The organism is Acinetobacter sp. TW_SC_4 (assembly GCF_054861205.1).
On record NZ_CM142174.1, the window covers coordinates 2,077,596 to 2,091,733 of the forward strand.

Sequence of the window (14,138 nt, forward strand, 5' to 3'; positions counted from 1 at the left end):
TTTTTAAATCAGTATTTCATTTTAAAAATTCAAAAAATTAACTGATCGACTACAATATCAGCTAAAGTAACTTTAAATTTCACATCCAAGTCCGCAAACTTCATTCCATAAACCCGGTTCTCATCATCCTGATATGCCGGCCTAGGATCGAGAGATAAAACGGCTTCAAGTTCTTCTAGCAATTGAGCAGATATTTTTCCTTTTTCTAATAATAATTTTTTTTGCTGTTCAGCGTCCTCACTCCAAATCACGGGCTTACGTGATGGTTCGTCCTGAGCATAACCGCTTTGCGCATCAATCACTGAATCCGAATATTGAATATAAGGTTTAATGTCTATAATCGGCGTTCCATCTAGCAGGTCGCTTCCTGCGACATAAACCCGGACATTTTTACCGACTTTTTCGACACGATTTAATTTCACGACTGATAAACCAATGGGTGCAGGACGGTACATACTACGCGTAGCAAATACACCTATTTTCTTGTTACCGCCTAAACGTGGTGGTCGAACCTGCGGACGAAACTGCTGGCTCTGCTGATTTTTATTGTCATGAAACTGCCAGACTAACCAGAGATGACTAAATTCTTCGATGCCTTCAAATGCGAGTAAATCATTATATGGACCGGTCATTTCAATATAGCTTTCAACCTGTACCAAATTAGGCTGACGCGGGATGCCAAACTTTTCTTTATAGGGAGAATGCATATAGCCAATAATCGGCAGAGTGAGTTCGGTCATAATCACTTTTTTTGATAAGCTCAATTAAATATATTCAGTTTATAGAGAATGAATTTAGATTAGAATAGCAAACTGTTCTAATTTGATAACTTATTGAGACCTTTAATGGCTGCTTTTAACGTCGAAAAGATTACTCACGTCCACCATTGGAATGACACTTTATTCTCTTTTAAAACGACTCGTGACACTGCATTACGTTTTAAAAACGGTCAGTTTGTGATGATCGGTCTTGAAGTCAATGGCAAGCCTTTAATGCGTGCATATTCAATTGCAAGTGCAAACTATGAAGAAGAGCTGGAATTCTTCTCAATCAAAGTTCCAGATGGTCCTCTTACCTCTATTCTACAAAAAGTTAAAGTTGGCGACGAAATCCTGGTTTCTAAAAAACCTACAGGTACGCTGGTTCTTGATGACCTGAATCCAGGTAAGAACTTGTATCTTCTTTCTTCAGGTACTGGTCTTGCACCTTTCCTTTCTGTAATCCGTGATCCAGAAACTTATGAACGTTTTGAAAAAATCATCGTCGTTCACGGTACACGTTTCATCTCAGAACTGGCTTATCAAGATTTGATTTTGAATGAAATTCCAAACCATGAATTCTTCGGTGAATTGGGTGCTAAAGAAAAATTAGTGTATTACCCAACTGTTACTCGTGAAGAGTTCCATACCCAAGGTCGTGTAACCACTGCGATTGAATCTGGTCAATTATTCGAGAAAATCGGACTACCACGTTTCAACCCTGAAACTGACCGTGCAATGCTCTGTGGTTCTCCTGCATTCCTGGACGATGTTGCTGCACTGCTAGATCAACACGGTCTGAAAGAATCTCCACGTATGGGTGTTTTGGGTGACTACGTAATTGAACGTGCATTCGTAGAAAAATAATCTGCAAAAAAACCTTTTGCAACCTAAAACGCATGCTTTAAGCATGCGTTTTTTATATCCAGTAAGTCTTAATCTGAAAGAATTAACTCAACCTACTCTCTACTTAAAATTTCTTATAATTAGCGTATTTATAAAAATGTAATTACTTAAAAAAGTAGAATAAATGATAAATATCAATACTTACATTATATTTTTTAGTCAAAAATTCATTCTTAAATGTTAGAATATGTAACTGTAATTGATTTCTCATGAGGATTTATCCTCGCTAAAGACTTAGTTACATAAACTCTGTAAACTTTTAATTCGATCTATTTAGATCCCATTCTCCTGTTTCACCGTTTATGCAACCAAGCCGTTTTCTATAGGCAAGGTATGAGCACTGAACAACCCTCCTCTATCGAGCGTACAGGGTCTAAAGTCTATCGCTATTTTGTAGTGGTATTAACTTTACTCGTTGCGCTGTACTTGATCATTCAAGGCGCTAAATTACTTAGCCTCGGTGGTACAAGTTATTATCTCATCGCAGGGATTGCCTATGTTGCAATCGCCATTTGCTATGCGATGAAAAAAGCCCTTGGTTTCTGGCTTTCTATTGTTACTTTTATTGCAACCATCATCTGGGCGATTGCTGAAGTTCAAGGTTTGAGCTTCTGGCAATATATTCCACGTTTGGTGGTTCCAACTATTCTGTTTGTCCTCAGCATGTGGGCAAGCAAAAACCTGCCAGCACTCGATGCTGCAAAAATCAAAGCTGCCAATCTTGTTGGCTTTGTCGGTTTCTTTGCCTGTGTAGCAGCCATGATTGCTGCATTCTTCCCACACGGCAAAATCCTCAATCCAGTGGACATCGTACAAGAACCTGCGCTGGCTAAACCAAATGCAGAAAACCCGGACAACTGGGAATATTTCGGTCGTAATGGTAATGGTACCCGTTTTGCACCGTACACTGACATTACCCCTGAAAATGTTAAAGATCTGAAAGTCGCTTGGACTTATCACACTGGTCGTGATACCTCTGCCGGTGTCGATGAAAATACACCGATCCAAATTGGCAGCACATTGTACTCATGTACACCAACTAATATCATTTCAGCGATTGATGGTGACAGTGGTAAAGCACTTTGGAAATATGATCCACATGCAAAAACTGCAGAGCATATTACCTGCCGTGGTGTCGGTTACTATGATGCAACTAAAGACAAATCTTTAACTGTGGCAGACCTACAAGCACCTGGTATTAAAGCTTGTCCACAACGTATTCTAACTTCTACTGTTGATGGCCGTTTAATTGCCTTAAATGCTAAAACTGGTGCTTTATGTCCAGAATTTGGTACTAACGGTCAGGTCGATGTTCTGCATGACATGGGTCCTACCGAACAAAGTAAACGTTACCATCCAACGTCTACTCCACTCATTGCGGGTCATGTTGCCGTATTAGGTGGCTGGGTACGTGATATTGTGCATGGCGAACCGTCTGGTGTCGTACGTGCCTATGACGTTCGTACTGGTAAATTGGCCTGGGCTTGGGATGTCGGTAATCCTGAACTGGTTGGTGAACCTAAAGATGGCAAAGGCTTTACTTTAGAAACACCAAACATGTGGACCATCCCGACTTATGACAAAGACCTGAATCTGGTTTACTTACCTACAGGTAATGGTCCTCCTGACTACTGGGGTGGTGACCGTAACGGAGCCAAAGAAAAATTTGGTTCTGCCATTGTTGCCGTAAATGCTTTGACTGGTAAAACTGTTTGGTCTTATCAAACTGTTCACCATGATGTCTGGGATTATGACTTGCCGTCACAACCTGTACTTTATGACATGACTGATGATCATGGCAAAAAAGTTCCAGCGTTGATTCAAACTACCCAAATGGGTCAAATCTTCGTTCTTGACCGCCGTACTGGTAAACCAGTCACTAAAGTTGAAGAACGTCCAGTCGACACCAATGGTGCTGAAGGTGAAAAACTTTCTCCTACCCAACCATTCTCTGTTGGCATGCCACAAATTGGTAATGCGACATTGACTGAACAGGATATGTGGGGTATCTCAACCTTTGACCAATTGGCTTGTCGTATCGACTTTAAAGACTCTGTCTATAACGGTCTATACACTGCACCTGGTGAAAAACCATATATCGAATGGCCTAGCTTGCTTGGTGGCTTCAACTGGGGCGGTATTTCCATTGATGAATCTACTGGCATGATGTACGTTAACGATATGCGTATGCCACTTCGTATGTCATTGGTTCGTAAAGAAGATATGGGTAAATATCATATCTCAACTGACGAAGTACCAGAATTCATGGGTACCGTACGTCCGCAATTGGCTGGTCCTTATGCGGGTGTGAAAATTGACATCATGCAATCTAAACTGGGTGTTCCTTGTAACAAACCTCCATTTGGTACCATGACTGCCATCGACTTGAAATCTAAAAAAGTTGTTTGGGAAGTGCCAATGGGGACAGCAAAAGAATTGGGGCCGTTAGGTGTTAAAACCCATATGCCAATTCCTTTAGGTATGCCAACACTCGGTGGTCCTACTTCAACAGCGTCTGGTCTGGTGTTCTTCGCAGGTACTCAGGATTATTACCTACGTGCGCTTGATTCAAAAACTGGTAAAGAAGTGTGGAAAGCAGAGCTTCCTGTTGCTGCTGTTGCTGCACCGCTAATTTATAAATCTCCAAAAACTGGCAAACAATATGTTGTGATTTCTGCAGGTGGTGCAAGCCACTCTAAAGATGTCGGCGACTATATCATTGCCTTTGCTTTACCTGATCAAAAATAATTTTTTGATAGATAAAGAAAAAACCGAAGCTTAGGCTTCGGTTTTTTTATTGCAATCATCATTAAAAATTAACGATCGCGACCTTCTTGGTTTGCAGAACCTGAACAGCCTGCACCACCACCGATAATAAAACCGCTTTCTGCTTTACATGAACCAATCATACGGCCATGTGAGTCAAATGTAGTCACTGTTGATGCACAACCAGTTAGTACGATAGTCGTTGCAAATACAATAAGTACTGATAATTTCATGATATTCCCCTCTATGATTTATGGTGCTAAATGAATCTGATTTTGAATTGGTGGTACTGGCAATAAACCTGTTTTAACATCCACCGTATTGTAGTTCACGCCAATTGCATTGCCTGATCCATTACAATGAGCACTAGCAATTGAAAGCAGACCACGTGTAGCTTTACATGATCCAATCACCTGACCCGATGCGTCATAAGTGACGACCATAGAACTACAGCCAGTCATCAGTACAAAAGTTGAAAGTGAAAATAGTTTTATGAAGCTCATTACTCCCCCTAAAAAACACTAAAAAATTTAAATTGTTTAGTTATATAAATCTTTTCTAAATTTCGCGCATGATTCTTCCTAAATTTATCGTATTTGTAAAGCTTTATTTTTCATCTATTTTTTAGGCTTATGGCTAATAAAAAAGCTGCCTGATCAGCAGCTTTTTCATAATTAAATTTAATATTAAGGATCAGGCTGACTCATGCTTCAATACTCGTTCAGCTAGAGCCTGTTTCACTACATGATATCCAGCACTTAAGCCAAGACTCGCCATAATGATTGCAACAATAATATCTGGCCATAGACTGCCAGTGCCAAAGACTCCCACTGCTGCAAAAATGACGGCCACATTGCCGATTGCATCATTACGGCTGCACAACCAGACTGATTTCATATTGGCATCCCCATCCCGGAAAGCATATAAAATTATGGCTGTGACCACGTTTGCGATTAAGGCCAATATCCCGATGATCCCCATTGTAATAGCTTCAGGTGGAATACCTTGTATAAAAGCATAAATCACTTTGCCAATGACGACCAGACCAAATACTGCCATAGTCAATCCTTTAATCAGAGCAACTGTTGCACGCCAATACAGACTTGCACCAATCACCGCCAGAGAAATACCATAATTCATAGCATCTCCAAAGAAATCTAGCGCATCTGCCCATAAGGCCGATGAATGTGCATAGGCACCGCCGATCAGCTCTACACCAAATAAGGCCAGGTTAATCAATAATGCAATCCATAAAGCTGTTCTAAATTTGCTATTAGATTTGGGCGGCGCGGGTTCATGAATACAACTACAGGCCATATTATTCTCCGATGATTTTTTATCCTGAATGCGATAAAGTCATTAGAAACTATGGAGTCACTCCAAGGTCAAGACTGAGGTATTTATGTCACATTATTTGATTTCTGATATAGCCAAGAAAACCGATTTAAGTACTGATACCATTCGATTTTATGAGAAAAGAGGTTTGATTCAGCCGAATTTTCGAGCAAGTAACCAGTATCGTTATTATGGCGAAGAAGCCTTAAAACGCTTGATTTTTATCAAGCGCTGTCGTGCTTTAGGCATGTCTATAAAAGAAATTGAATACCTGATTCAGCTGGAACAGCATCCAGAACAGGATTGCTGTGAAGTTAACCAGATGATTGATCAGCACCTTATAGACATTTCAAATAAAATTAAAGAATTACAGTTATTTAAAAAGCAGTTAATGGCGCTTCGCGAAAGCTGTAATACCCCAACTACGATTGATCATTGCCAGATTTTGAAAGCGCTGGAATCTATTGAAAATAGCTGAAATATTTATGGATATTTTAAATCGTTCACTGTTTATCTTTTAACTTGAAATTGAGTTGAATTATGCCAATTCCGAGTTATTTACTAGGTTGAATCCTGATTTTAGATGACTAGAATAAAGACGTACTTTTTATATGTCTTTCTATTTCATCATGAGCATTTCTCACGTTACGGAACTTCTCTCACCTGCTGGCTCACTGAAAAATATGCGCTATGCCTTTGCTTATGGTGCAGATGCAGTCTATGCCGGCCAGCCGCGTTATAGCTTACGTGTTCGTAATAATGAATTTGACCATGACAATCTGGCTATTGGCATCAAAGAAGCTCACGCGCTTGGAAAAAAATTCTATGTGGTTGTGAATATTCAGCCGCATAACTCCAAGCTGAAAAATTTTATCCGTGACCTTAAACCTGTAGTCGCCATGCAGCCTGATGCGCTGATCATGTCTGATCCTGGCCTAATCATGATGGTGCGTGAGCACTTCCCGGATATGGATATTCATCTTTCAGTTCAAGCCAATGCAGTGAACTGGGCAACAGTAAAATTCTGGAAGAATATGGGACTTACTCGCGTGATTTTGTCACGTGAACTGTCCATTGAAGAAATTGAAGAAATCAAACAGCAAGTTCCAGATATGGAAATTGAAGTCTTTATTCATGGCGCACTGTGCATGGCCTATTCTGGCCGTTGCATGCTGTCTGGTTATATGAATAAGCGCGATGCCAATCAGGGTGCCTGTACCAATGCCTGTCGCTGGGAATACAAGGTATTGGACGCTAAAGAAGATGAAACGGGCGATGTGATCCCGGTGAAAAATATTGATTCTGGCTGTTGTTCAAAAGATGCTGATGAGTCACATATGCAAGTACAACATCAGTTTGATGAACCTGTGTTATTGCAACGTAATGACGAGGATATATTTGCTGCCGAAGAAGATGAGCACGGCACTTATTTTATGAATTCCAAAGACCTGCGTGCAGTGCAGCATGTGGAACGATTGACCAAGATTGGCGTGCACTCCCTGAAAATTGAAGGTCGGACCAAATCTTATTTCTACTGTGCGCGTACTGCGCAGATTTACCGTAAAGCCATTGATGATGCACTTGCTGGTAAGCCATTCGATTCTTCACTAATGACTCAACTCGAAGGTTTGGCCAACCGTGGTTATACCGAAGGTTTTCTACGCCGTCATGTACATAGTGAATATCAAAACTATGAAAATGGTTCATCGAGTTTCGATCATCAGCAGTTCTGTGGGGAAGTGTTAGAGCGTAATAGTGACTATATCAAGATTGATGTAAAAAACCGTTTTGTCGTTGGTGACTCACTAGAGTTGATGACCACTAAAGGCAACATCACCTTTACCTTGACAGAGATTAAAGACCGTAAAGGCAATCTGATTGAAGATGCTAAAGGTTCAGGGCATATCGTTGAAATTCCAATACCAGCAGATGTCGATATGCAGTATGCCCTGCTGATCCGTAATCTGCCATCATCATCTGTAGACATTTCAGCCTCTTCATTGGCTTATCAGGCGAGTTAAAAAATGGCGCTCTTGATTACCGATAAATGTATCAACTGTGATATGTGCTTACCGGAATGCCCAAATGAAGCAATTTATGAAGGTGTCAACGGCATTCTAAAATTGACCCCTTTTACCTTACAAATGGCAAAGTAAAATTGACCCCTTTGATCTCGTATTAAGTTTCAACCTGGGGCTGAATCCCAATTCTTTTTTTACCCTTCAAACGATAACTCTCACCCGATATTTGTACCACATGACAGTGATGTAATAGCCGATCTAACATCGCAGCGGTCAACGTGACATCATCCGCAAATGACTTAGACCATTGGCTAAAGGGTAAGTTACTCGTCAATATCGTACTGCCTTTTTCATAACGCTTGGCAATCACGTTAAAGAACAGATTCGCTTCTTCACGTCCAAATGGTAAATAACCAATTTCATCGATAATCAGTAACTTTGGTCCCAGTACCGCACGCTGCATATAGGTTTTCAATTTACCTTGCTGATAGGCTGTACTCAGTTGCAGCATTAAATCCGCTGCGGTAATGAACTTGATCTTAATGTTGTTCATGATGGCCTTATAGCCTAATGCCATAGATAAGTGCGTTTTTCCTACTCCGCTAGCCCCCAGAAACACCACATTTTCTGCTCTAGCAATAAAGCTCAGATTGAACAGTTCAATCACCTGTGATTTAGGGGCCCCTAGGGCATAATTAAAATCATAGTCTTCCAGGGTTTTGACTTGAGGCAGGCCTGAGAGTTTCATCAGTACCTGCTGACTGCGCTGTTGCCTGGCAGCATATTCATGCGTCAAGATTGCTTCAACAAAGTCGGCATAACTTCCATCCTGACCTAATGTTTGTTGTGCATGATGTGACCATTGTGATGCGATGGCAGGCAGATTGAGCTTTTGGCAAAGCTGCTCTATACGGTCGTATTGCAGATTCATCAGGAAACTCCTAGCAACTGATCATATACCGATAAGGGATGCTGCAAACTCTCGTAGGGCATGATATGCTGTGCTGCTGCAACAGGTACAGTGCCAGAACCTGTATCTGATTGCGGTAATGGCGTAAATTTTTGCTGCTCCTGTTGCAGTCGAACAGCCGGTTTTTCTTGCGTGGTGGCATGAATCCGCTGATTGGCGGTTTCATGCAGCCACCGGCCAATGTGGGCATTGGCGACATCAACATTTAACAGTAAACCCGAAGTCTTCAGGCTTGCTTTCAATGGCACAATAAAGCTTGATTTGAGGTATCCATTAAAGCGTTCAACTTTGCCTTTGGTCTGTGCACGGTAGGGCTTACATACGCGAGGACGAAAGCTGTATTTCTTGGCGCAGTCGAGCAGTTTGGGGTTCCATTTATGCTGCCCCTCCTGATAGGCATCCCGTTCAATCATGATCGTTTTAGCGTTATCAAACAGGATTTCTTGAGGTACTCCTGCAAAGAACTGAAATGCATTTTCTAGACCATCGATCCATGCATCGGTACGTTCATGATCATAAAATTTCACGAAAGTCGCTCTGGAATACCCTAATGTTGCGACAAAGGCTTTCAAAGTCGTGTTGTTGCGTCGAATCGTGGTGAAATCCACCTGCATTTGTTGGCCAGGTTGGGTTTCAAAACGAATGATCGGTTCCGGTTTAGCAACTGGTTTTAATGTTGCGAGATATTCCCTCAAGATCCTGATCTTTCCTGGATATCCCAACCTTAAAATTTCCTGGTAGAGCACAACAGCAGGAATCCATTCAGGATGAGCTGCGTTTACACGTTTGAGTAAATAGGGTTTATATGGATCAAGAATACTTGTTCTAGGTTGTGTACGCCGATACTGAGGTGTTTCCTTCTGCCGTAAATATTTACGTACGGTATTTCGGGACACCCCCAGTTCACGACTAATGGCTTTAATGGATTTACCTTGCTGATGAAGTATTTGGATTGTCACTGCTTGCTCCAAAGTTAACATGTTGAGCAGTCCAAAATGACCGCTATATTAACCAAGGGGGTCAGTTTTTAAATGCCGTTAGGGGGTCATTTTTACACTGCCGCTAACAAAGGCGATAAGATCTATGAAATCGACGTGAATCGTTGTACGGAATGCGTCGGTTTCTATGATCATCAAACCTGTATTGCCGTCTGTCCTATTGAGTGCATTATGCCGCATCCAGAGCATCGGGAAACGCAAGAGCAGTTAATGGAGAAATTTAAAGGTTTGAATCTGTTTAAAGCTTGAAGGATGCATGAAGTCTTATGACTTCATCTAAGAACAACCTTAGGGAAAGATAAAAATAAGGGTTGAAAACAAAAACTGTCCAGAGGAAAGGAACAGCTAAAAGCGATTGGGGACGCTTTTGGCTGATCTAACAATAACTAAAAAAAAGGAACCCGGGTGTTAGCGTCCTGAGTTCCTATAAAGCGAAAATAATAATAGGAGTTTGAGATTGCACTTGGGATGTGGGGATTCCAGGTGCTCTTTTTTTACTGACCAGAACGGATGATGTAGTCGAAGGCAGATAATGATGCTTTGGCACCTTCACCAGTGGCGATGATGATCTGTTTGTAAGGAACAGTGGTACAGTCACCTGCAGCAAACACACCTTTGACATTGGTTTCATTGCGCTCGTTAATCACGATCTCGCCACGGTTAGTTAGCTCAACATCGGTTCCTTTCAGGAAGTCGGTGTTTGGCAACAAACCGATCTGAACGAAGATCCCTGCCAGTTCAACTATATGCTCTTCATCAGTTGCACGGTCTTTGTATTTCAACGCTGTGACTTGTGAACCATCACCGATGACTTCGGTAGAAAGCGCATTTTTGATTACAGTGGTATTTGGCAAGCTGTTCAATTTATCTTGAAGTACCTGATCCGCACGAAGTTTGGTATCAAACTCAACCAGCGTTACATGCTCAACAATACCCGCAAGGTCGATCGCAGCTTCTACACCCGAGTTACCACCACCAATCACCGCTACACGTTTACCTTTGAACAATGGACCATCACAGTGTGGGCAGTACGCTACACCACGAGTTTTGTATTCCTGTTCACCTGGAACATTCATTTCTCTCCAGCGTGCACCAGTAGACAGAATCACGGTTTTAGATTCAAGTTTCGCACCATTTTCTAAAGTTACTTCTACCAGACCATTCGCTGTACTATCTGCACCTTTGATGTCAGATACACGTTGCAGGTTCATGATGTCGACACCGTATTCACGAACATGGGCTTCCATTTCAGCGGCAAATTTCGGACCTTGGGTTTTTTGCACTGATGTGTAGTTTTCGATGTCCATGGTATCCATCACCTGACCGCCCATACGTTCAGCCACGATCCCAGTTTTGATGCCTTTACGTGCTGCATAGATCGCTGCAGTATTCCCTGCAGGTCCACCACCAATCACCAACACATCAAATGCATCTTTGGCATTCAGTTTTTCCGCGTCTTTGGCTGCGGCATTGGTATCCAGTTTGGCAATGATTTCTTCCAGTGTCATACGGCCCTGACCAATATGTTCATTGTCCTGGAACACCATCGGTACGGCCATGATTTTGCGTTCTTCCACTTCGTCCTGGAAGAAGGCACCATCGATCATGGTTGCAGTTGTACCTGGGTTATAGATGGCAATCAGGTTTAACGCTTGGACGACATCAGGGCAGTTATGACAGCTGAGTGATACGAATACGTCAAAGTCAGATTTGATGCTTAAGCCTTTAATCGATTCCAGAACTTCGGCAGAGACTTTTGGTGCATAACCTGAAGTTTGCAACAATGCCAGAATCAGCGACGTAAACTCATGGCCCATCGGCAAGCCTGCGAAGAACACACGAGGCTGTTCACCGGCTTTTGCCACACCAAAGCTTGGTGCACGTTTGTTGGTACCGTCAAAACGAGCAGTGACTAGATCAGAAAGCTGAGCGATTTCCTCAACCAGTTCTTTGATTTTGGCTGACTTGTCAGAGCCATCCAGAGTTGCCACTAATTCAATCGGGCCTTCCAAACGTTCAAGTAGTGTTTTTAATTGAGCTGAAGTATTTTGATCTAACATTGCTAACGTCTCCAAGGGAGTAAATATTTATTCGATGCAGCTATATTAAGTGAGTAATAAAAATAGGTAAAACAGTTTGTTTTTATATTAATGATCGTTTTTACAGATCATAATTTCTAACCTAATTTTATTTTTTATTATCCTTAAGCTTCTTACTCTGGCTCAAAGAAATCGAATATTGATTGGAAAATAAAAATGCTCCTTTTATAGGAGCATTTTTAAGTTTAGAAGATTCGCTGTTCAATACGTAGCGAACGCCCCTTAATTGAATTGGCTAATACAAATATGATTAAGCTAAGCAAGGCAAATAAGATGACAATGCCAATAATGATGACATTGGTAATCTTGCTGACTTGTTCGGCTTGCTGGGCTTGACGATCTACACTTTGTGCCACAGGCGTCAGGCTTTTACCATAGACCTGTTGCTGCATGGTCCAGATCTGTTCCGGTTTAAATCCGTATTGTTCAAACTTGTTATCCTGCCGCTCTGCCTCGATCACTTGTGCGACATAAGGTCGGGCTGCAGACAAATCAACAGGCTTATGCAAGAGTGCGGTTTGGGCAAGTAAATAAGATTTCACCGGTGAAGCAATATCGGAATCAACCAGATAACGTGCCACTTCGCTATCATTGATATTACTATCGTAATAGACCACCTGCTGATAAGCATCTTCACGGTCATTTCTCAGGTCATATTGCCAATAAGTCAGTCCTGACCAGATCACAATAAAGGAAATCAGCCAGCCTACAAACTTCAATATGAAAGACTGAAAGCGCACATAAAAGAAACGAAACTTCTTCAGCAATCCAACCAGAAAAAATGCACCAATAAAAGAAGCAAAGATTTTCAGAATCAGCCAGCCAAACCAGCTTAATAGAGCAAAGAAATAATCCGGACTATCCCCAATACTGGCCAGATTAGCATCGACGCTAACTGGTAAATGCAGCTGTTGAAGCTGAGTACTCAGGCCAAAAAAGCCATAAACCAGTTCCTGCTGAAAGAATAGGCCTATCACGGATGCGATACAGACCGTAGAGGTAGTCAGTCCCAAAAGCATCAAATTACGTTGACGCTTTTTGAGTGCGACGACCCCTTGCTTGATTTCCTGAGGATTTACAGCATATTCATGTAAGGGCGGCAATCTCTACTCCTTTTTTTAGATCTTGGCCCTACTGGATTTAGTTGGGTTTAGATCCACTGGTACTTGATTCAATCACCAAATGATTCAGATTATCTTGCAAGGCTCTTAAACGTACCGTCGCTTCAGTGCGTTTCTGTACACCTTCTTTCTGGATCTGAATCACATCATTAACAGTTTTAATGAGGGTATTTTGCACATGTTCAAGCGTTTCAATATCAATAACAGAACGCTGGTTGGCTTTTGCCGTATCGACCGAGTTCTGATGCAATAAATCTGCATTACGGCGTAAAAGCTCATTGGTTGCATCATCAATGGTATTGGCCAGCTGTACACTGTTCTTCTGTTCATTCAGGGAAATGGCCAGACTGATCTGGTTTTTCCATGCTGGCAATGTGATATTTTTAATGGCATAGAATTTATCCACCAGCATCAGGTTATTGGACTGGATAATCCGGATCATTGGCAAAGTCTGCATCGCAGATTGCTGCAATACTTGCAAATCACTGATGCGTTTTTCCAGATTATTGGCCAGATGATTTAGGTCATAGATTTTTTGCGTGGTGCTCTGATCTTGTGGCAAGGCTGTGAGCGCAGCAATTTCCTGCTGCAATTCCTGTTCACGTAAACGTCCAGCTGCAATATGAATACCCAGCTGCTTATATTCTTCCTGCACCCCATCGAACATTTTATCTAACGTATCAACGCGTGCTTTTAATCCGGATTGTGAAGTTTCAATTTCCTTGACCAGCACATCAATCTGTTCTTTGGTGGTATTGAAATGGGAGTCAAAATTATCTTTCACACCCTTAAATTTGCTGATGATATTGCCCAGAAATCCCGAACTTTTTTTCTTGTTCAAGATACTGCTGGTATTCAGTTGCTGTGCCACCTGCACTACCTGATTCAGCTTTTGACCGGTTGCATCCAGATCTTTGTTCTGTACCAGATTCAGCAATTCATCGGTATAGCTTGAAGTTTTAGTGGCTATATTTTTGCCATATTCGGCCACACTATTATGACTCATATTCTGCAGTTCTTTACGTGCTGCCAAAACCTCCTGAAAATCGGCAGGCTGCAAGCCCAGCTCTTTCAGATCCATTTGCTGGAACTTCTGTTCAGTTAGTTCAGTTGAGCTTTCGACAGGTAAATTTACTACATCAGATTTGGTCATGTTTCACCTTA

14 protein-coding genes and 1 pseudogene are annotated in these 14,138 nt (G+C 41.7%); 6 read left to right on the forward strand and 9 right to left on the reverse strand.

Annotation, left to right across the window (positions count from 1 at the left end; all coding sequences use genetic code 11):
• Nucleotides 1-29 precede the first annotated feature (29 nt).
• On the reverse strand, nt 30-740 hold the full coding sequence (gene tsaA, locus ACWM1W_RS09905) for a tRNA (N6-threonylcarbamoyladenosine(37)-N6)-methyltransferase TrmO (protein WP_005236494.1): 711 nt from the start codon (nt 738-740) through the stop codon (nt 30-32).
• A 105-nt stretch (nt 741-845) separates the two neighbouring features.
• Here tsaA and ACWM1W_RS09910 point away from each other — a divergent pair, with 105 nt between their 5' ends.
• Nucleotides 846-1,625: a ferredoxin--NADP reductase gene (locus ACWM1W_RS09910; RefSeq protein WP_005236496.1), complete on the forward strand. Its 780-nt coding sequence runs from the start codon at nt 846-848 to the stop codon at nt 1,623-1,625.
• 372 nt (nt 1,626-1,997) lie between these two features.
• A complete protein-coding gene (locus ACWM1W_RS09915; RefSeq protein ID WP_448765333.1) occupies nt 1,998-4,412 on the forward strand; it encodes a membrane-bound PQQ-dependent dehydrogenase, glucose/quinate/shikimate family in 2,415 nt (804 codons plus the stop codon).
• Between the two features lie 68 nt (nt 4,413-4,480).
• Here ACWM1W_RS09915 and ACWM1W_RS09920 read toward each other — a convergent pair whose 3' ends face one another.
• The 3 genes from ACWM1W_RS09920 to ACWM1W_RS09930 form a co-directional block, all read right to left on the reverse strand.
• Complete coding sequence (locus tag ACWM1W_RS09920) at nt 4,481-4,663, reverse strand: hypothetical protein (protein WP_034170739.1); 183 nt, start codon at nt 4,661-4,663, stop codon at nt 4,481-4,483.
• A gap of 18 nt (nt 4,664-4,681) precedes the next feature.
• Entirely contained in the window at nt 4,682-4,933 is a 252-nt protein-coding gene (locus ACWM1W_RS09925) for a hypothetical protein (protein ID WP_448765334.1), read from the reverse strand.
• A gap of 190 nt (nt 4,934-5,123) precedes the next feature.
• The gene (locus ACWM1W_RS09930) at nt 5,124-5,747 is read right to left on the reverse strand and encodes a cation transporter (RefSeq protein ID WP_034170741.1); all 624 of its coding nucleotides are present in this window, start codon (nt 5,745-5,747) and stop codon (nt 5,124-5,126) included.
• Between the two features lie 85 nt (nt 5,748-5,832).
• On the opposite strand from ACWM1W_RS09930, the gene ACWM1W_RS09935 reads away from it, so the two are divergent.
• The 3 genes and pseudogenes from ACWM1W_RS09935 to ACWM1W_RS09945 form a co-directional block, all read left to right on the forward strand.
• Nucleotides 5,833-6,243: a Cd(II)/Pb(II)-responsive transcriptional regulator gene (locus ACWM1W_RS09935; RefSeq protein WP_034170742.1), complete on the forward strand. Its 411-nt coding sequence runs from the start codon at nt 5,833-5,835 to the stop codon at nt 6,241-6,243.
• A 133-nt stretch (nt 6,244-6,376) separates the two neighbouring features.
• The gene (gene trhP / locus ACWM1W_RS09940) at nt 6,377-7,786 is read left to right on the forward strand and encodes a prephenate-dependent tRNA uridine(34) hydroxylase TrhP (RefSeq protein WP_375726276.1); all 1,410 of its coding nucleotides are present in this window, start codon (nt 6,377-6,379) and stop codon (nt 7,784-7,786) included.
• A gap of 3 nt (nt 7,787-7,789) precedes the next feature.
• Nucleotides 7,790-7,870 (forward strand): annotated as a pseudogene (locus ACWM1W_RS09945) (4Fe-4S binding protein); the annotation flags it as partial.
• A gap of 73 nt (nt 7,871-7,943) precedes the next feature.
• Here the strand turns inward: ACWM1W_RS09945 and istB are convergent.
• On the reverse strand, nt 7,944-8,717 hold the full coding sequence (gene istB, locus ACWM1W_RS09950; RefSeq protein ID WP_075167882.1) for an IS21-like element ISAba8 family helper ATPase IstB: 774 nt from the start codon (nt 8,715-8,717) through the stop codon (nt 7,944-7,946).
• Nucleotides 8,717-9,736: an IS21 family transposase gene (gene istA / locus ACWM1W_RS09955; RefSeq protein ID WP_286716026.1), complete on the reverse strand. Its 1,020-nt coding sequence runs from the start codon at nt 9,734-9,736 to the stop codon at nt 8,717-8,719. The genes istB and istA overlap by 1 nt, the downstream gene beginning before the upstream one ends.
• A 51-nt stretch (nt 9,737-9,787) precedes the next feature.
• On the opposite strand from istA, the gene ACWM1W_RS09960 reads away from it, so the two are divergent.
• Complete coding sequence (locus ACWM1W_RS09960; protein ID WP_461603202.1) at nt 9,788-10,003, forward strand: 4Fe-4S dicluster domain-containing protein; 216 nt, start codon at nt 9,788-9,790, stop codon at nt 10,001-10,003.
• A 245-nt stretch (nt 10,004-10,248) separates the two neighbouring features.
• On the opposite strand, the gene ahpF is transcribed toward ACWM1W_RS09960, so the two are convergent.
• The 3 genes from ahpF to ACWM1W_RS09975 all read right to left on the reverse strand — a co-directional run bounded on the left by ahpF (nt 10,249) and on the right by ACWM1W_RS09975 (nt 14,127).
• On the reverse strand, nt 10,249-11,814 hold the full coding sequence (gene ahpF / locus ACWM1W_RS09965) for an alkyl hydroperoxide reductase subunit F (protein WP_461603203.1): 1,566 nt from the start codon (nt 11,812-11,814) through the stop codon (nt 10,249-10,251).
• A 224-nt stretch (nt 11,815-12,038) separates the two neighbouring features.
• The gene (locus tag ACWM1W_RS09970) at nt 12,039-12,956 is read right to left on the reverse strand and encodes a hypothetical protein (protein WP_375726247.1); all 918 of its coding nucleotides are present in this window, start codon (nt 12,954-12,956) and stop codon (nt 12,039-12,041) included.
• A gap of 37 nt (nt 12,957-12,993) precedes the next feature.
• Nucleotides 12,994-14,127: a toxic anion resistance protein gene (locus tag ACWM1W_RS09975; protein ID WP_005236518.1), complete on the reverse strand. Its 1,134-nt coding sequence runs from the start codon at nt 14,125-14,127 to the stop codon at nt 12,994-12,996.
• Between the last annotated feature and the right edge of the window lie 11 nt (nt 14,128-14,138).

Bases quoted from the DNA above. Each gene is read 5' to 3' on its own strand.
- ACWM1W_RS09935 (WP_034170742.1), top strand. From the start codon at position 5,833: ATGTCACATTATTTGATTTCTGATATAGCCAAGAAAACCGATTTAAGT.
- ahpF (WP_461603203.1), bottom strand. From the start codon at position 11,814: ATGTTAGATCAAAATACTTCAGCTCAATTAAAAACACTACTTGAACGT.
- ACWM1W_RS09975 (WP_005236518.1), bottom strand. From the start codon at position 14,127: ATGACCAAATCTGATGTAGTAAATTTACCTGTCGAAAGCTCAACTGAA.
- ACWM1W_RS09915 (WP_448765333.1), top strand. From the start codon at position 1,998: ATGAGCACTGAACAACCCTCCTCTATCGAGCGTACAGGGTCTAAAGTC.
- ACWM1W_RS09960 (WP_461603202.1), top strand. From the start codon at position 9,788: ATGCCGTTAGGGGGTCATTTTTACACTGCCGCTAACAAAGGCGATAAG.
- istA (WP_286716026.1), bottom strand. From the start codon at position 9,736: ATGTTAACTTTGGAGCAAGCAGTGACAATCCAAATACTTCATCAGCAA.
- istB (WP_075167882.1), bottom strand. From the start codon at position 8,717: ATGAATCTGCAATACGACCGTATAGAGCAGCTTTGCCAAAAGCTCAAT.
- ACWM1W_RS09920 (WP_034170739.1), bottom strand. From the start codon at position 4,663: ATGAAATTATCAGTACTTATTGTATTTGCAACGACTATCGTACTAACT.
- trhP (WP_375726276.1), top strand. From the start codon at position 6,377: ATGTCTTTCTATTTCATCATGAGCATTTCTCACGTTACGGAACTTCTC.
- tsaA (WP_005236494.1), bottom strand. From the start codon at position 740: ATGACCGAACTCACTCTGCCGATTATTGGCTATATGCATTCTCCCTAT.
- ACWM1W_RS09910 (WP_005236496.1), top strand. From the start codon at position 846: ATGGCTGCTTTTAACGTCGAAAAGATTACTCACGTCCACCATTGGAAT.
- ACWM1W_RS09930 (WP_034170741.1), bottom strand. From the start codon at position 5,747: ATGGCCTGTAGTTGTATTCATGAACCCGCGCCGCCCAAATCTAATAGC.
- ACWM1W_RS09925 (WP_448765334.1), bottom strand. From the start codon at position 4,933: ATGAGCTTCATAAAACTATTTTCACTTTCAACTTTTGTACTGATGACT.